Source organism: Sphingobium fuliginis, assembly GCF_004152845.1.
Taxonomy (GTDB): Bacteria; Pseudomonadota; Alphaproteobacteria; order Sphingomonadales; family Sphingomonadaceae; genus Sphingobium; species Sphingobium fuliginis.
Map to the genome: position 1 here is coordinate 518092 of NZ_SEON01000001.1, position 17918 is coordinate 536009.

Here is a 17918-nt window from a genome sequence, read left to right on the forward strand (position 1 = left end):
CTCGCGCGGCCGGACGGGGGAAATGGCCGGCGCCCGTGCCCTCCCCCCGCACCGATGCGGCCCTGCGCCGCTTCGTCGCTCAGACGGAGAACACCGTGCCATGGCCATACCCTGGACCAAGGCAAGAGCGACCATGCGCCGGCAGGTCTCCTGGCTCGCGGGTCAATGCGGCGATGCACGCCTTCCCGGACTTGCGTCCAGTGGCCGGCCCCTGGGCCGAAGTGCATCGCGCTCACCGCTTACAGTTGCAGGGACAGCCGCGGAATAGGACGGTTTCCCGTCCGCACCGCATTCCCGTTTTCAGCCCCCTTCGGGGCACCGGCGCGATCTTCTTTTTGCGCGCGAAGGCATTGCCCCGCCCGCGTCCCGCGCCATAAGGGAAAGCGGCGGCCATGCCAAGAGGCAGCCATGGAAGGAGATTGCATGCCGTTCGCCATCAGCCCCGCCGATGTCGAGGATGCGGCGCGGGTCATCGCCCCTGCCGCCATCCGCACGCCGCTGCTGGAAAATGCGGCGCTCAACGCCCGCTGCGGCCGGCGCGTGCTGGTGAAGTTCGAAGGCGCGCAGCACAGCGGATCGTTCAAGTTCCGCGGCGCCTACAACCGGCTGGCCCGCCTGGACGCGGCGGAGCGGAAGGCGGGGGTCGTCGCCTGGTCTTCGGGCAATCATGCGCAGGGCGTTGCCCTTGCGGCGCGGTTGCTGGGCATGGCGGCGACGATCGTGATGCCGGCCGACGCGCCCGCGATCAAGACGGCGAATACGCGGGCGCTGGGCGCCGATGTCGTGCCCTATGACCGCTTCACCCAAAGCCGGGAGGAAATCGCCACGAGGCTGGCGAACGAACGGGGCGCGGTGCTGGTGCCGTCCTTCGACGATCCCTTCATCATGGCCGGCCAGGGGACGATCGGGCTGGAGATCATGGAACAGGCCGCCGAAGCAGGGGCGGAGATCGGCCAGATCCTCGTCAATTGCGGCGGCGGCGGCATGGTGTCTGGAATTGCGACCGCCGTGAAGGCGCGCCAGCCCGGCGTCGCGATCCTGGCGGTGGAGCCGGAAGCGTTCGACGATACGGCGCGCTCGCTGGCGAGCGGCGTGCGGGAAAGCGTGTCGGCCGATGCGCGGTCGATCTGCGACGCCCTGCTGTCTCCCGCGCCGGGGGCGCTGACCTTTCCCATCAACCGGGCCTATCTGGCGGGCGGCCTTGCGGTGAGCGACGATCAGGTGCGCGACGCGATGCGCTTTGCCTTTTCGGCGCTCAAGCTGGTGGTGGAGCCGGGCGGGGCCGCGTCGCTGGCGGCGATGCTGGCCGGGCTGGCTCCGGATGCCGAGGGGGCGAGCGTCGTGGTGATCTCCGGCAGCAATGTCGATCCCGACAGCTATGCCCGGATCATCGCGGGCGGCGCATGATGCGGCTGATGGGGGCGGTTCTGGCCGGCGGGCGGTCCAGCCGGTTCGGCAGCGACAAGGCGCGGGCGATGCTGGATGGGCGCAGCCTGCTGGAGCATGCGGTGGCGGCGCTGGGGCGGCAGGTCGAAACCGTGGCGGTCTGCGGCCGGCAGGTGGAGGGGATGATCGGGCTGGCGGATCGGCCGGCTGCGGACATGGGGCCGCTGGGGGGCCTGAACGCGGCGCTGCATCATGCGCGGGCGCAGGGTTATGACGCGGTGCTGACGACCGGATGCGACGTGCCCGCCTATCCGGACGGGCTGGCGGAGGCGTTGATCGGACAGGGAGCCGCCATCCTCAAGGGGCAGCAGCTGATCGGCTTCTGGCCTGCTTCGCTGGCTGGCGAGCTGGACGCGCATCTGGCGGAGGAGAATAACCGGTCGATCCGTGGCTGGCTGGAGCGGGTGGGCGCGCGGATCGTGGAGCGGCCGGAGTTCGTGCTGCCCAACATCAACCGGCCGGAGGATCTGGAGAGACTCACCCGGCCGGGTCGAGACGGTCGTCAGGCGTGAAGGCCAACATGCGCGGCGAGGTCGGCAGGCGCATGCGTCCCGGCCACCGCCTCCCCGATCAGCAGCAGCGTCGGGTCGTCGTCGCTGATCGTCTGCACCAGAAAGGCGAGCGCCGACAGCTTGCCGCGGATCAGGCGTTCATTGGGCAGGGAGACGTTGACCGCCACCATCACCGGCGTTTCGGGATCGCGTCCGGCGGCGATCAGGCAGCGGCCGATCTCGCCCGCCGCCGCGCGGCCCATATAGATGCCGAGCGTGCCGCCCGGACGGGCCAGCGCTTCCCAGTCGAGCCGCAGCGGCTCGCCCGCCTTGAGATGCGCCGTCACCAGCGTCAATCCCCGCGCCACCCCGCGCAGCGTGAGCGAGGCATGCCCGCTCGCCGCCGCCGCGCTGGCCGTGGTGACGCCGGGGCAGATGCGCACGGCAACGCCCGCCTCCGCCAGATGGGCGATCTCCTCCGCCGAGCGGCCGAAGACCGAGGGGTCGCCGCCCTTGAGGCGGACGACGCGGCGGTCCGCCCTGGCGGCCGCGAGCAGCAGGTCGTTGATGCTGCCCTGCGCCTTCGAATGGCGGCCCGAACGCTTGCCGACGCTGACCCGCTCGACGTCTGGGGGGATGAGGTCGATCACGCCTGGCCCGACCAGCGCGTCGTGGAAGACGACATCCGCCGCCGCGATCAGCCTTTCGGCCTTGCGGGTGAGCAGGTCCGGATCGCCCGGCCCCGCGCCGACCAGCCAGACCTGTCCGGGGGCGATAAGATCATTCGGCTGCATGAAGCGTCTCCTGCATGTTTTGGGCAAGGATATTGGCGAGCGCGGGCCGGCACGATCCGCAATTGGTGCCCGCGCCCAGCGCCCTGCCGATGGCGGGCACATCGACCAGTTGCCGGTCGCGGATCGCGGCGACGATCTGGTTGAGGCCGATGTCGAAGCAGACGCAGACGGTCGCGCCCTTGTCTCCAGCGGCGCCCGGTTCCCGCGCCGCGAGGACGGAGCCGCCCACCCCCTCTGCCTGCAACTGGCCGATCAGCCAGTCGCGCGAGGGCAGCAGGCCGCTGCGCGTCACGAACAGCACGCCGTTCAGCCTGCCTTCGCCGATGGTCGCGATGCGGCGGGTGCCGCGCGATGCGTCCATCGCCTCGACGCGGTCGCCCTTCGGAAGAAAGGCGTCGAGGCGGGCGGGGTCGCCATTGCCGGCGATTTCGTAGAGCGCGCCGCCCGGCACGGCGATGCGGGTGGACCAGAGGCAGGGCAGCTTCACCGGCTGCCCGATCCCTTCCCGATCGCGCAGGATGAGGAAACCGCTCCACTCGGTCGCGACCTTCCCGATGCTGGCCGGGGTGGATTTGAAGCCGGGCTGGCCCGAATGGGGATCGACCAGCGGACGCGGGAGCAGGCCGGTGCGCCCGCCGCTGGACGTCTGGTCCGTCCAGTGGATCGGGGTGAAGATTTCGCCGCGCCGCTGGCCTTCGTTCAGGCTGACGCGGAAGATGCTGTTGCCCTGCGCCGTCTCGACGCGAGCAAGGTCGCGGTCGGCAATCCCCAGCGCCGCCGCGTCCCGCGGGTGGATTTCCACCAGCGGCTCTTCGCGATGGCGGGCGAGTTTCGGGGACAGGCCGGTGCGGCTCATCGTGTGCCACTGGTCGCGATAACGGCCGGTGTTGAGCGTCATCGGCCACTGTTTCAGCGGCTCCTGCATGTCCATCTGCTTCGTCAGGACCAGCCGCGCCCGGCCGTCCGGCGTCGGGAAGCGGCCGTCGGCAAAGGGCGTGCCGCCCCAGCGGAACGGCTCCATGGCGTCATAGGCATCATTGCCGATGGCGGCCCAGGCGCGCAGGTTCAGCACCCGCTGCCCGTCATTGCCATAAGCGGTGAGCCGCGCATGTTCGCGCCAGATGTCGGCGGGCCGATCATAAGCGAAGGCATTGCGCCACCCCATGCGGCGGGCGACCTCCTTGACGATCCACCAGTCCGGCTTCGCCTCTCCGGGCAGCGGCAGGAAGGGGCGCTGGCGGCTGATCGTGCGGTCCGAATTGGTGACGGTGCCGTCCTTTTCCCCCCAGCCGGCGGCGGGCAGGCGGACATGGGCATGCGCGCCCGTATCGGTGTCGGCCATGATGTCCGACATGACGACGAAGGGACAGGCGGCCAGCGCGTCCCTGACCCGGTTCGCGTCGGGCATGGAGACGGCCGGGTTGGTCGCCATGACCCAGAGCGCCTTGATCCGGCCCTCATCGACGGCGCGGAACAGGTCGACGGCCTTCAGGCCCGCTTTGGTGGCCATTTTCGGCGCGGCCCAGAAGCGGCCCACCCGCGCCACATTGTCCGGCGCGAAGTCCATATGCGCGGCGAGCGTCGAGGCGAGGCCGCCGACTTCCCGCCCGCCCATGGCGTTGGGCTGGCCGGTGATCGAGAAGGGCGCCGCGCCCGGCTTGCCGATGCGGCCGGTGGCGAGGTGGACGTTGATGATCGCGTTCACCTGATCGGTGCCGCGGATCGACTGGTTGATGCCCTGGCTGAACAGCGTCACCGTGCGCGGCGTGGCGGCGAACAGCGTGTAGAACTGCTCCAGCAGCGCGGGCGCGACGTCGCAGGTCTTCGCGGTCGTCCAGAGATCGTGCCCGGTGCGGATATGTTCCCAGAAACCCTCGGGCGCGCTGACATGATCGGCGAGGAAGGCCGGATCGGTGAGCCCCTGCTGCGCTATCCAGGCCAGCAGGCCGTTCATCAGGGCAACGTCGGTGCCGGGCTTCACCGGCAGATGCAGATCGGCCCCTTCGCAGGTTTCGGTGCGGCGCGGGTCGATGACGACCAGTTTCGTGCCGCGCGCGGCGCGGGCCGCCTGGATGCGCTGATAGACGATGGGGTGGCACCAGGCGGTGTTGGAACCCACCAGCACGATCAGGTCCGCCTCCTCCAGATCGTCATAGCTGGCGGGCACGACATCCTCGCCAAAGGCGCGATTGTGCCCGGCGACCGCGCTCGACATGCAGAGGCGGCTGTTGGTGTCGATGTTGGAGGAGCCGATGAAGCCCTTCATCAGCTTGTTGGCGACATAATAGTCCTCCGTCATGAGCTGACCGGAGACGTAGAAGGCCACGCTGTCCGGGCCATGACGATCGATGGTTTCGCGAAAGCGCCGGGCGACAAGGTCCAGCGCCTTGTCCCAGCCTGCCCGCCTGTTGCCGATCATCGGGTGCAGCAGGCGGCCGGTCAGCCCTGTCGTCTCGCCCAGATGCGTGCCCTTGGAGCAGAGGCGGCCGGCATTGGCGGGGTGAGTCTCGTCGCCCCTGATCGTGACCGAGCGGGGGCCGGTCGGCGTCGCGGAGATGCCGCAGCCGACGCCGCAATAGGCGCAGGTGGTGCGGATGGCGCGCTCCATTCACCCCTCCCCTTCGGGTTCGCCTGTGGAGGCTGCCCCGGCCCCTCCCCTGAAGGGAAGGGAATTTTTGCTGTTCCGATTCACGCCGCCGCCCTCGCCTGCTCCGGCGGTGCGATCAGGATGCGGTCTCCTTCCATCCGCACCGCTATGGTCGGGGTGCAGCCCTTATCCCCGCCCTGCGCCTCGCCCGTTCTGAGCGCGATGGTCCAGTTGTGCAGCGGGCAGGCGACGCTGTGGCCATGGACGATGCCCTGACTGAGCGGGCCTTTTTTGTGCGGGCATTCATTGACCAGCGCGAAGACATGGTCGTCGCCGGTGCGGAACACCGCGATTTCCTTCTCCCCTGCGATCTGCAGGGTACGGGCGCCGCGCTGGGGAATGTCGGCCAGCGTTCCGATGTCGATCCAGTCGGTCATGTCGTTCACTCCGCAGCGATGGCGCCAAAGGGCATTGGGGGTTCGAGGGGCTGGTGCAGTTCGCTGTCCGCACCGGCTGCGCGCTGCGCCCAGGGATCATCCTGAGAGAAGCTCTGCGAATAGAGGAAGCGGCTGCGGAGCGCCTCGCGGCCTGCTTCGTCCTCGACGATCCGGCTCTTCACATAGTCGACGCCGACCCGCTCTATCCACGGCGCGGTGCGCTCCAGATAGCGGGCTTCCTCGCGGTAGAGCTGGATGAAGGCGGCGCAATGATCGAGCGCCTCCTGCTCGGTCGCGACCTTGCAGAGCAGGTCGGTGGCGCGGACATGGATGCCGCCATTGCCGCCGACATGCAGTTCATAGCCCGAGTCGACGCAGACCACGCCGAAATCCTTGATCGTTGCTTCGGCGCAGTTGCGGGGGCAGCCCGACGCCGCGATCTTGAACTTGTGGGGCATCCACGATCCCCAGGTCATCCGCTCGATCCTGACCCCCAAGCCCGTGGAATCCTGCGTGCCGAAGCGGCACCATTCGGACCCGACGCAGGTCTTCACCGTGCGCAGCGACTTGCCATAGGCATGGCCCGACACCATGCCGGCGGCGTTGAGATCGGCCCAGACGGCGGGCAGGTCTTCCTTCCTGATGCCGAAGATGTCGAGCCGCTGGCCGCCCGTCACCTTCACCATCGGGGCGTTGTACTTCTCGACCACGTCGGCGATGGCGCGCAGTTCCCTGGGGCTGGTGAGGCCGCCCCACATGCGCGGCACGACCGAATAGGTGCCGTCCTTCTGGATGTTGGCGTGCATCCGTTCGTTGACGAAGCGGCTCTGCTGGTCGTCCCGATATTCGCCGGGCAGCGCGCAGAGCAGATAATAGTTCAGCGCGGGGCGGCAGGAGGAGCAGCCGTCCGGCGTCGACCAGTGCAGCAGTTGCATGACTTCCGGGATGGAGCGCATATTCTGCGCCACGATTTCCCGCCGGACATCGTCATGGGTGAAGCTGGTGCATTTGCACAGGGTCTTCGGGCCGGACTGGACCTCATCGCCCAGCACGACGCTCAGCAGATTTTCGACAAGGCCCGTGCAGGAGCCGCAGCTTGCCGACGCCTTGCAGGTGGCGCGCACCGCGTCGAGGCTGCACGCGCCCTTTTCGATGCAGGCGACCACCTGGCCCTTGGCTACGCCGTTGCAGCCGCAGATCTCGGCATCGTCCGAGAGCGCCGCAACGGCCGCCTTAGGGTCCAGCGCGCCCCCTCCCGAGGCGCCAAGGGCGGCATAAGCCTGACCGAAGATCAGCAGGTCGCGAATGCCGCTGACATCCTCCTCGCGCTTCAGCAGGTCGAAATACCAGCCGCCATCGACCGTGTCGCCATAGAGCACCGCGCCGACGATCCTGTCGTTCCTGACGACGACGCGCTTGTAGATCCCGCGCGAGGCGTCGCGCAGGACGATGTCCTCGCACCCCTCTCCGCCCGAAAAGTCGCCGGCGGAGAAGACGTCCAGGCCCGCTACCTTGAGCTTGGTGGAGGTGACGGAACCCTTGTAGCCGCTATGCCGGTCGGTCAGGCCGTCAGCGAGGCTGCGGCACATCTCCCACAGCGGCGCGACGAGGCCGTAGACATTGCCGTCATGCTCGACGCATTCGCCGACAGCGAGAATATCGGGGTCGCTGGTGACCATATGGTCGTCGACCCTGATGCCGCGATCGACCTCCAGCCCGGCTTCGCGGGCAAGAGCGGTCGAGGGACGGATGCCCACAGCCATCACCACCAGACTGGCGGGGATTTCGCGGCCGTCCTTCAGCCGGACGCCCTCGACCTTGCCGTCGCCATAGATAGATTCGGTGTTGGCGCCGGTCAGGATGGTCTGGCCCCGGCCCTCCAGAGCCGACTTCAGCAGCCAGCCCGCCGCTTCGTCGAGCTGCCGCTCCATCAGCGTGTCCATGAGGTGGATGACGGTCACCTTCATGCCGCGCAGGGTCAGGCCATGTGCGGCTTCGAGGCCGAGCAGGCCGCCGCCGATCACCACCGCGTCGCCGCCCTTTCCGGCGGCCTCCAGCATGGCGTCGACATCCTTCATGTCGCGGAAGCTGATGACGCCGGGCAGGTCCTTCCCCGGAACCGGGATGATGAAGGGGTCCGACCCGGTGGCGATGAGCAGCTTGTCATAGCCGACGGTGCGACCCGATTGGCTCGTGACGGTCTTTCCGGCGCGGTCTATCGCCGTCACCGGATCGCCCGCGATCAGTTCGATATTGTTGTCGCTGTACCAGTCGCGGCTGTTGATGATGATGTCGTCGAAGCTCTTTTCCCCGGCCAGAACCGGCGAGAGCATGATGCGGTTGTAATTTACATGGGGTTCCGCGCCGAAGATGGTGACGCGGTAACGGTCCCTGTCCCGCGCCAGCAGTTCCTCGACCGCGCGGCAGCCGGCCATGCCGTTGCCCACCACCACCATATGTTCGCGAACATCGTCCGAAGGCATGAAGAGCGCCTCTTCACTGGCCGTTTCCGGTCCGGCGTTGTTCTGAAAATCCATCCTTCGACTCCAGAAAAGAAAAAGGCCGCCATCCGGACCCCCGGTCCTGAAACCGGAAGTCTGGATGGCGGCCTTGCCATCATAAGCGCCTTGATCGTCCGTCTGTGGACCACCGCGGCTATGGAAGAAGGACAACCCTGTCCCTTGCATTGCAGCATATGCTCTTGACGATTCGGGTCAAGCGATTCCTCGCAGCACGATGTATTTTTGTTGCGGCGCCCCTGCACTTTGCCGCAGGCGCGAAAAGGGCGGCGGCCTGTCGTGGGCCGCCGCCTCCCTCTCCTTGCCGTAAGCCGATCAGATGCGCGCCGCGCCGGTCCAGGTCGCGCGCCAGCGGGCGCGGACCAGCGTGATGCCGAGGAAGGCGGCCAGCGCAAGGCCCGCGAAGATCAGGAAGCCGGGCGCGAAGCTGCCGGTGAACTGCCTGGCGATGCCCAGCGACGAGGCGAGATAGAAGCCGCCAATGCCGCCCGCCATGCCGACCAGCCCGGTCATGACGCCGATTTCCGCCTGAAAGCGCTGCGGCACGAGCTGGAAGACCGCGCCGTTGCCGACGCCCAGCGCCAGCATCGCGGCGACGAAGAAGCCCAGGGCGGAGAGCAGCGTCGGCGCATAGGCGACGCCCGCCAGAGCCAGCGCGGCAGCGATATAGACCATCATCAGCGCCTTGACGCCGCCGATCCGGTCGGCCAGCGCGCCGCCCATCGGGCGCACCAGCGACCCGGCGAAGACGCAGCCGGCGGTGCAATAGCCCGCGACCACCGGGGTAAGGCCAAATTGATCGGTGAAGTAGATCGGCAGCGAGGCGGCCAGTCCCACGAAACCGCCGAAGGTCACCGAGTAGAAGCCCATCAGCCACCAGGCGTCGGCGCTTTTCAGCGGATGGAAATAATCGACCAGCCGCTTGGGCGCGGGCGCATCGGGCGCGTTGCGGGCCATGACCATATAGAGGATGAAGACGATGGTCAGCGGAATGCAGGCAAGGCCCAGCACCGCGTTCCAGCCGAACAGCCTGGCCAGCATCGGCGCGAACAGCGACGCCAGCACCGTGCCGGAATTGCCCATGCCGGCAAGGCCCATCGCCTTGCCCTGATGTTCGGCGGGATACCAGCGGCTGGCGAGCGGCAGCGCGATCGCGAAGCTGGCCCCGGCAAAGCCCAGGATCACGCCCAGCGCCAGCGTGCCGCCGAAGCTGTCGACGCCGAGAAGCCATGCCGTGAAGAGGCCGAGGATGACGATCGCCTGACTGATCGCCCCCGCCTGCTTGCAGCCGATCCGATCGACCAGCAGGCCGTTGACGACCCGCAGCACGGCGCCCGCCAAAGTCGGGACGGCGACCATCAGCCCCTTTTCGGCCGGCGTCAGGCCCAGGCTTTTGGAGATGGAGGGCGCCAGCGGCCCCAGCAGCACCCACACCATGAAGGCAAGGTCGAAATAGAGGAAAGCGGCGATGAGCGTGGGCGTGTGCCCGGCCTTCCAGAAACTGGTCTGGCCGGCTTCTCCTTCAACCCCCGGAGCCTGGTCCTCCGGACGCTCCCAATATGCAGTTGCCATGATGACGTCCCTCGAATCTTGTGAAATGGGCACGAAAAAAGCCGCTTCCGGACCTCGCTCCTGCGAAATCCGGCCAGCGGCTTTGCTGTATGATCGGAGGGAGAACGCGATCCCGACCTTGGGAAGGGCTCATCCCGGAAAACGCGCCTCGTCGCGCGACTCTCATCTTATCTCGCGATTCGATCCATGTTGCAAGGCACAAATTGGCGAGCGCGAGGGTGGGTTTTCAGAAGCTGGCGAGGAAATCCTCGATCCGCTCCGGATCGAATATCCGGCCGTCGAAGAAACGGTCCGGCCCCAGCGTCAGTTCGCCCCGTTTCGATCCCACCGCGAGCGGAGAGGCCACCGCCCCTTCCACCTTCATGCTGGCGCCCGGCATCGCGACGTCGCTGTCCGCCAGCGCCCGGCGGAAGATGTCCGGCCGGAACACCGACGCGGCCCGGGCGGCATTGTCCGCGCTATGGTCCACCATCTTCCAGCGGACGAGCTGCGAATAGATCCACAGCGCCTGGCTGCGCCACGGAAAGGGCGTCGCCTCCCGCGAGAAGAGCATGAAATCGGGCATGGAGAGCGGCGCCATGTCGATGCGGGGCACGATCCTGCCCGACAGCGCGCGCAGGATCACCTCCGCAGGCTGGTCCACATATTGGGGGCGCGAGAGAAGATGCGCCAGCGCCTCCTGATTTTCCGGGTCGTCGCACCAGCCCGCCGCCCGCACCAGCGCCCGCAGCAGCCGGTCGACGCTGTCGGGATTCTCCTCCAGCCAGGGCGTGCGGAAAGCCAGCACCTTCTCCACCCCGCGCCGCCAGATGCGCTCGCCAATGGCCACGGCTTCGGCCAGCCCGGCATCCACGGCCGCGCTGCCCCAGGGTTCGCCCGCGATGAAGCCGTCAATCTCCCCCGCCCCGATCGCCTCCACCGTCAGCGAGGGGGGAAGCACGCGCAGGATGACGTCGCGATCCGGATCAACCCCCGCGCTCGCCAGCCAGTAGCGCAGCATGACGGAATGGCTGGAAAAGCGATGGACGACGCCGATCACCGGCTTGCGCTTCCAGAGGCCGATGGCCGCCGCGAAATCATGCGCGGTGCCCAGCGGATCGTCCAGCCGCGCCGCTATGTCCGGGTCGAGCGCCTGCGCGAACGCGCTCGCCATCACCAGCATGTTGCCGTTGACGTTGAGCTTGTAGGGGGCGGCAAGCGGCGCGGCCTGCTGGCTCAACCCCAGGGTCACGGCGACGGCGAGCGGCGCCAGCATATGGGCGGCCTGCACCTGGCCGAACACCAGCCGGTCGCGCAACGTCGCCCAGCTTGTCGTGCGGACGAGGTCGAGATGCAGCCCCTCCTCCTCCGCGAAGCCCCTTTCCCGCGCCACCGCCAATACGGCGGCGTCGGTCAGCGGCAGGAAGGCGATGCGCAGTTCGGTCGTCATCACATCCCTCCCAACAGGTCGCTGGCGGTGATGAGGGCCTGGGCGACGTCCACGATCTTCTTTCCCTGATTCATCGCGCTCGACCGCAGCAGCGCATAGGCGTCCGGCTCCGAAAGGCCGCGCTGGCTCATCAGGATGGACTTGGCGCGATCGACGATCCTGCGGTCGGACAGCGCGGTGCGCGCCTCGTCCAGTTCGGACTGCAATTTCGCGAAGGCGTTGAAGCGACGCACCGCCAGTTCCAGCACCGGCTTCACCCTCTCCTTCCGCAGCCCGTCGACGACATAGGCGGATACGCCCGCGTCGATGGCCGCGCCGATCATCGCCTCGTCGGACTGGTCGACGAACATGGCGATGGGACGGGCGAGCGCCCGGCTGACCGTCAGCATCTCCTCCAGCGTATCGCGGCTGGGGCTGCCCAGGTCCATCAGCACGACGTCCGGGGCCATGCGTTCCAGCCGCGCGACGAATCCGCCGCGCGGGGGGACGATATGAATATCGTCATAGCCCGCCTCGCGCAGCCCTTCCTCCAGAACCGTCGCGCGCAGGCCGCTGTCGTCGATGATGACGATTCGCATGAGACCCCAAGCCTTTTTCGCCACTCAGTGGCCGCGATGTTGCGCCGCGTCAATCGGGCGCGACCGACGACAATTGCCAAGGATGGCGCGCCGCTGTATGCCCGGTCCCGTTTCCCGGAGGATGACGTCATGGACAACTATCTGATCGCAAAGCCCAATCGCTCTGCCCTCAGGAAAGTCGCCGTCCATGCCCTCCATCGTCATTTCCCAGCTCGGCTGGTCCGCGCCTGACGGCACGGCCGTCCTTTCCGGGCTCGATTTTCGTTTCACCGCCGAACGACTCGGCCTTGTCGGACGCAATGGCGTCGGCAAGTCGACCTTGCTCGCCCTGATCGCCGGGCAACGCGCGCCCGCCAGCGGCACGATCCGCATCGACGGCGGCATCGCGACGCTGCGCCAGACCGTTCAGGTCGACCCGGAGGAACGCATTGCCGACCTGTTCGGCGCGCGGGAGGCGCTGGCCCTGCTCGGCAAGGCGGAGCGGGGCGAGGTCGATATGGCGGAGCTGGAGGCCTGCGACTGGACGCTGCCCGGCCGGATCGAGGAAGCGCTGGCCTCCGTCGGGCTGGCGGCCGATCCCGACACGCCATTGCTGGCCTTGTCCGGCGGCCAGCGCAGCCGCGCCGCGCTGGCCGGAGCGGCCTTTGCCCGGCCCGACTTCCTGTTGCTGGACGAGCCGACCAACAATCTGGATGCCGAGGGGCGCGCTGCCCTGTCCGACCTGCTTTCGCGATGGAAGGCCGGCGCGATCGTCGTCAGCCACGACCGCGCGCTGCTGGAGCAGATGGAGGCGATTGCGGAACTGACGAGCCTTGGCATCCAGCGCTATGGCGGCAACTGGACCGCCTATCGCGAGCGCAAGGCGGTCGAACTCGCCGCGGCGGGCCAGCAACTGGAACAGGCCGAACGGCGCATGACGGACATCGCCCGCCGGACGCAGATCGCAGCCGAGCGCAAGCAGCGCCGGGACGCCGCCGGAGCGCGCAAGGGTGCGAAGGGCGACATGCCGCGCATCCTGATCGGCATGCGGAAGAACCGGGCGGAGGGGTCCGGCGGCGATGCCGCGCGATTGGCCGACCGCCTGCGCCGGGAGGCGGAGGAGGCGGCGCAGGCGGCGCGCAGCCGGATCGAGATCGTCGAAAGCCTGACCGTCGCCCTGCCCTCGACCGGATTGCAGGCGGACCGGCAGATCGTGCGGATCGACAGGGTGTCGGCGGGCTATCGCGCCGATGCGCCGGTGCTGCGCGACTTCAGCCTGCGGATCGACGGGCCGGAGCGGATTGCCGTCACCGGGCCCAATGGCGCGGGCAAATCGACGCTGCTGAAGCTGATCGCCGGTCTGATCCCGCCGCTGTCCGGCACGGTGCAGCTATCGGTCGATTGCGCGCTGCTGGACCAGAGCGTCGGCCTGCTCGACCCGCGGGCCAGCATTGCCGCCAATTTCGCCCGGCTGCACCCCCGCGCCACCGAAAATGCCGTGCGCGCGGCATTGGCGCGGTTCCGGTTCCGCGCCGATCTGGCGCTGCAGAGGGTGGGGACGCTCAGCGGCGGGCAGTTGTTGCGCGCCGGGCTCGCCTGCGTGCTTGGCGGCGACACATTGCCGCCGCTGCTGATGCTGGACGAGCCGACCAATCATCTCGATCTCGATTCCGTCGCGGCCATCGAGCAGGGGCTTGCCGCCTTCGACGGCGCGTTGATCGTGATCAGCCATGACGCCGCCTTTCTGGAAGCGGTCGGCATCGGCCGGGAGGTCAGCCTGGAATAGGCGCGCCGGTCAGTGCGCCGCCGAACGATCGACATTGCCGGTGGGGCGGGGAGCAAGCCACACCACGGCGGCGGCCAGGAACAGCACCAGCGCGGCGATGAAGAAGACATGGTTCATCGACACCACCTGCGACTGGGCGTCGACCAGATTGCCCACCGTCTGCCGCGCCTGTTCCTGCGTGAAGCCGCGGCTGGCCAGGTCGGCCATGGTCGCGTCGCCATGCAGCGTCCCGACCACCTCATTGCGCCACACCCGCTGCCCGTTCCCCCAGCCGGTCAGCACGATCGACGTGGAAATGGCGATGGCCAGCGTGCGCAGGAAATTCTGCATGCCCGCCGCAGAGGCGGTTTCCTCCGGCCGGACCGACCCCAGGGTCAGCGTCGTCAGCGGGATCATGAACAGGGGCATGCCGAAACCCTGGGCCAGTTGCGGAAGGGAGATCGTCCAGAAATCCGCATCGGTGGTCCAGTGCGCCCGCCAAAGCGTCATCAGCCCGATCCAGGCGACGCCGGTCGAAATCATCAGGCGCACGTCGACCTTGCTCACCAGCCGCCCGACAATGGGCGCCACGAGCATGGCGGTCATCGCCGTGAACGCCGTCGCCAGCCCCGCCCAGGCGGCGGTATAGCCCATCGAAATCTGCAGCCATTGCGGGATGACGACGATACCCGCGAAATAGGCGCCGAAGCAGAGCGCGAGCGTGAACACCCCGGAGGTGAAGCCGATATGGCGGAACACGCGCAGGTCGACGATGGGATGTTCCTCGGTCAGTTCCCAGATCAGGAAGACGCAGAAGCCGATGGCCGCCAGCACCGCCAGCGCGACGATCAGCGGATCGCCGAACCAGTCATGGTCGCGCCCGATGTCCAGCATGATCTGAAGGCAGCCGATCCAGAAGATGAGCAGCGCAAGGCCGATATAGTCGATGGGCAGCTTCATCCGATCCGTCTCCACCGGGGGCAGCAGCACCATGGCGGCAAAGACGCACAGGGCCGCGATGGGCAGGTTGATGAAGAAGATCCAGTGCCAGCTCCAGTTGTCGCTGATATAGCCGCCGACGATGGGACCGAGCGCGGGGCCAAGCAGCGTCGTCATCGCCCACAGCCCCATGACGCGCCCGCGCTGTTCCGGCGGGAAGATGCGCATCAGCAGGGTCTGCGACATCGGCATCAGCGGCCCGCCGCACAGGCCCTGGCCGATGCGGCAGACGACGATCATGCCCAGCGTCATGGACAGGCCGCACAGCAGGGAGAACAGGCCGAAGCCCAGCATGCCGAAGGTGAACAGCCGCACGGCGCCGAAGCGCTGCGCCAGCCAGCCGGTCAGCGGCACGCAGATCGCCTCCGCCACGGCGTAGCTGGTGATGATCCAGGTGCCCTGATCGGCGGAAATGCCCAGATTGCCCGCGATATGCGGCACCGAGACATTGGCGATGGTAAGGTCGAGCACGACCATGAAATTGCTGAGCGCCAGCGTCAGCCCCGCCAGCAGGCGATGACGGGGCGACAGGAGCGTGAAGGTTTCGGCCGGGCGGCTCACCACGGGCCTCCCTATTCGCCCGAAAGGTCGATTTCGGCTTCCATGGAAAGCCCGATGCGCAGGGGATGTTCGGCCAGTTCCCTGGGATCGAGCGCGATGCGCACGGGCAGGCGCTGCACCACCTTGATCCAGTTGCCGGTGGCGTTCTGCGCCGGGATCAGCGCCATCGACGCGCCGGTGCCGCCGGCGAAGCCGATCACCCTGCCATGATAGACGACGTCGCCGCCATAAAGGTCCGAAGTGACCGTGGCGGGCATGCCGACCTTCACCCGGCCGAGCTGGCGTTCCTTGAAATTGGCGTCGACATAGACCTGGGCGAGCGGCACGATGCTCATGATCGGGCTGCCCTGCGCGACGCGCTGGCCGACCTGCACCGACCGCCGGGTCACGACGCCGTCGATCGGGGCGCGGATGATGGAGCGGTCAAGGTCGAGCCGGGCATTGTCCAGCTTCGCCTTCGCGGCCAGCACGGCGGGATCGGTGTCGACGGTCGACCCGCGCACCAGCGCGTCATTGGCGGCAAGCTGGCCGCTGGCCGCGCCGCGTGTAGCCTCGGCCGTCGCCACCCCGGCCTTCGCCAGGTCGAGCGCCGCCTGCGCCGCGGCATAGGCCTTGCGCGCGCTGGTCAGTTCCTCGCCCGAGACGGCGCCGTTGGGGGCCAGCGCCTCCCGCCGACGGAGGTCGATGCGCGCCTTGTCGAAATCGGCCTGCGCCGTCGCGAGCTGGGCCCGCGCCTGGTTGATGTCGGCGCCGCGCGCCTCCACCTGCGCCGCCAGCGAGCCGCTGGTCGCGAGGGTCTGGCGGAAGCGGCGGCGGGCTTCGGCAAGGTCGGCCTCCGCCTGCGCCACGGCGATGCGGGCGTTGGTGGGGTCGAGCTTCACCAATATGTCGCCGCGCTTGACCGCCTGGGTATCCGTCACCAGCACTTCGACCGCCTGGGCGGAAATGAGCGGCGTCACCTGCGCCACTTCCGCATTCACATAGGCATTGTCGGTGCTGACATGGTTGCGGCCGACCAGCAGGTACCAGAGGGCATAGGCCGCGCCGACGACCAATATGACCAGCGCCAGCCGCACGAGCCATTTCCTGCGGGTTTCCATGCGCCGGGCGGCGGCATCGGCCGCATCGTCGGCCTTGCTCGCTTCGGACGTGAATTCGGGCTTGGCGTCAGCCATGGGGCGTATCCTTGGGCAACTGGAGCGGGTTCTGCGCATCGCTGGCGGCAAAGCCGCCGCCCAGCGCGCGGACGAGGGCGATGTCGAGCGTGAAGGCGCTGGCCTCCAGCTCCGCGACGGTCTGGCGGGCGGCCAGAAGCTGGTCCTCCACGTTCAGCACGTCGAGATAGGTGTTGAGCCCGCCTTCATAGCGCTGGCGGGCGATGTCATAGGCTTCCTCCGACGCGATCAGCGCCGCGCGGGCATCGGTCAGCCGCTGGTCCAGCGTCCGCCGTCCGGTCACGGCGTCGGCCACCTGCTGATAGGCGCCGAGGACGGTCCGGTCATAGCTGGCCACCGCCTCTTCATAGGCGGCGCGGACGCCGCGATACTGGCCGCTGAGCGCGCCGCCATGGAAGATCGGCAGGCTGACCGCCGGCCCCGCATTGCCGAACAGCGAATCCTTCTTGAACAGCGTGTCCGCGAAGGAGCTCGATCCGCCGGAGAAGGCGCCGTTCTGGAGCACGGTCTGATAGCCGAGCGATTGCACGCCGATCAGCGCGCTCAGGCGAATGGCCGGAAAGAAGTCGGCCCGCGCCACCTTGATCCGCTTGGCCGCCGCTTCGGTCCGGGCGAGCGCCGCGGCGACATCGGGGCGGCGGGCGACCAGATTGGTGGTGACGTCCGCCGGCAGGCCGAGCGGACCGGGGCTGCCGAGCCGGGGCCTTGCAATGGCGAGACCCCGGTCGGGTCCGGCGCCGATCAATGCGGCGATCTGATGCTGGCGGACCGCAATCGCCTGGTCGGCGGCGGCGAGCTGCGCCTTGGCGGAGAATAGGGTGGCGTCGGCCTGCCGCTCGCTGCCGCGCGTTTCCAGCCCGTTGGCGCGGCGGTCCGCCACCAGCTTCTGGCTGGCGGTGCGGATTTCCAGCGCGCGGGCCTGAATGTCACGCTCGTCATAGAGCCGGGCGAGATCGGCATAGGCATCGGCCACGCCGGCCGCCAGCGCCAGCCGGGCCTGCCGCGCATCGATCTCCGCCGCGCGGGCTTCCGAAGTCGCCGCCGCCAGCGCCGCCCGGTTCCTGCCCCACAGATCGAGGTCGAAGCCGAAATCCAGCGCCACCCGGCCGGTACCCAGCCAGCCCTTGGGAACGAATTCCTTGGGCATCCCCATATTATAGCTGGATTTGGTGACGCCGCTGCTGGCGTCCAGATCGACCGAAGGCAGCAACGGCGCGCCCGCCTGCTGCGCGGCGGCATTGGCCTGGGCGAAGCGGGCGGCGGCGGCGCTGACGTCCGGCGAACCCTTCAGCCCTTCCTCGATCAGCGCGTCCAGTTGCGGATCGCCATAGCCCTTCCACCAGCCTTCGGACGGCCATTGCGCGGAACCGTCGGCCTGAAGGCTGCGATCCGCCGCGATGCTGGCGGGCGCGCGCACGACCGGCTGGGGGCCAAGGTCGGGCACCGCCGCACAGGCGGACAGCAGGGCCACGCCCCCGGCAAGAAGCCCGGCGCGAGCGGAAGGGGGAAAGGGATTTGGAAGGCGACTCACGGGCATAAAACCGTACCAAATAGTATGAAATGAGCCTTTGCGCCTGATGCGAATC

The 17918-nt window shown here is 68.3% G+C and carries 13 protein-coding genes and 1 riboswitch; of the genes, 3 read left to right on the forward strand and 10 right to left on the reverse strand.

From position 1 onward, the window contains the following. Positions 1–123: 123 nt before the first annotated feature. Positions 124–338: riboswitch (cobalamin riboswitch) on the reverse strand. 85 nt (positions 339–423) lie between these two features. Together EWH10_RS02705 and mobA are read left to right on the forward strand one after the other, a co-directional pair. Continuing rightward, positions 424–1407: a threonine ammonia-lyase gene (locus EWH10_RS02705; protein ID WP_044660165.1), complete on the forward strand. Its 984-nt coding sequence runs from the start codon at positions 424–426 to the stop codon at positions 1405–1407. Further along, complete coding sequence (mobA, locus tag EWH10_RS02710; protein ID WP_082718793.1) at positions 1407–1958, forward strand: molybdenum cofactor guanylyltransferase; 552 nt, start codon at positions 1407–1409, stop codon at positions 1956–1958. The genes EWH10_RS02705 and mobA overlap by 1 nt, the downstream gene beginning before the upstream one ends. On the opposite strand, the gene cobA is transcribed toward mobA, so the two are convergent. The 7 genes from cobA to EWH10_RS02745 all read right to left on the reverse strand — a co-directional run bounded on the left by cobA (position 1949) and on the right by EWH10_RS02745 (position 11853). Beyond that, positions 1949–2731, reverse strand: a complete 783-nt coding sequence (cobA, locus tag EWH10_RS02715) for a uroporphyrinogen-III C-methyltransferase (protein ID WP_044660167.1) — start codon at positions 2729–2731, stop codon at positions 1949–1951. The genes mobA and cobA overlap by 10 nt on opposite strands. After that, positions 2718–5339 carry a nitrate reductase gene (locus tag EWH10_RS02720; RefSeq protein ID WP_044660168.1) on the reverse strand — a complete coding sequence of 874 codons (2622 nt, stop codon included), beginning with the start codon at positions 5337–5339 and terminating at the stop codon, positions 2718–2720. The genes cobA and EWH10_RS02720 overlap by 14 nt, the downstream gene beginning before the upstream one ends. A gap of 80 nt (positions 5340–5419) precedes the next feature. Then, positions 5420–5755 carry a nitrite reductase small subunit NirD gene (gene nirD, locus EWH10_RS02725; protein ID WP_044662769.1) on the reverse strand — a complete coding sequence of 112 codons (336 nt, stop codon included), beginning with the start codon at positions 5753–5755 and terminating at the stop codon, positions 5420–5422. 5 nt (positions 5756–5760) lie between these two features. Beyond that, complete coding sequence (nirB, locus tag EWH10_RS02730) at positions 5761–8292, reverse strand: nitrite reductase large subunit NirB (protein ID WP_044662770.1); 2532 nt, start codon at positions 8290–8292, stop codon at positions 5761–5763. Between the two features lie 297 nt (positions 8293–8589). After that, the gene (locus EWH10_RS02735) at positions 8590–9846 is read right to left on the reverse strand and encodes a nitrate/nitrite transporter (protein ID WP_025547037.1); all 1257 of its coding nucleotides are present in this window, start codon (positions 9844–9846) and stop codon (positions 8590–8592) included. 226 nt (positions 9847–10072) lie between these two features. After that, on the reverse strand, positions 10073–11275 hold the full coding sequence (locus EWH10_RS02740; protein ID WP_044660169.1) for an ABC transporter substrate-binding protein: 1203 nt from the start codon (positions 11273–11275) through the stop codon (positions 10073–10075). Then, positions 11275–11853: an ANTAR domain-containing response regulator gene (locus EWH10_RS02745; RefSeq protein ID WP_025547041.1), complete on the reverse strand. Its 579-nt coding sequence runs from the start codon at positions 11851–11853 to the stop codon at positions 11275–11277. Before EWH10_RS02745 ends, EWH10_RS02740 begins: the two co-directional genes overlap by 1 nt. Before the next feature lie 187 nt (positions 11854–12040). On the opposite strand from EWH10_RS02745, the gene EWH10_RS02750 reads away from it, so the two are divergent. Continuing rightward, entirely contained in the window at positions 12041–13618 is a 1578-nt protein-coding gene (locus tag EWH10_RS02750; protein ID WP_044660170.1) for an ABC-F family ATP-binding cassette domain-containing protein, read from the forward strand. A gap of 9 nt (positions 13619–13627) precedes the next feature. On the opposite strand, the gene EWH10_RS02755 is transcribed toward EWH10_RS02750, so the two are convergent. The 3 genes from EWH10_RS02755 to EWH10_RS02765 are packed head-to-tail and all read right to left on the reverse strand — an operon-like array spanning position 13628 to position 17869. After that, entirely contained in the window at positions 13628–15157 is a 1530-nt protein-coding gene (locus tag EWH10_RS02755) for a DHA2 family efflux MFS transporter permease subunit (protein WP_025547043.1), read from the reverse strand. 11 nt (positions 15158–15168) lie between these two features. Beyond that, positions 15169–16332 carry an EmrA/EmrK family multidrug efflux transporter periplasmic adaptor subunit gene (locus EWH10_RS02760; protein WP_044660171.1) on the reverse strand — a complete coding sequence of 388 codons (1164 nt, stop codon included), beginning with the start codon at positions 16330–16332 and terminating at the stop codon, positions 15169–15171. After that, positions 16325–17869 (reverse strand): efflux transporter outer membrane subunit, encoded by a 1545-nt coding sequence (locus tag EWH10_RS02765; protein WP_044660172.1) that lies wholly within the window; start codon positions 17867–17869, stop codon positions 16325–16327. The genes EWH10_RS02760 and EWH10_RS02765 overlap by 8 nt, the downstream gene beginning before the upstream one ends. Between the last annotated feature and the right edge of the window lie 49 nt (positions 17870–17918).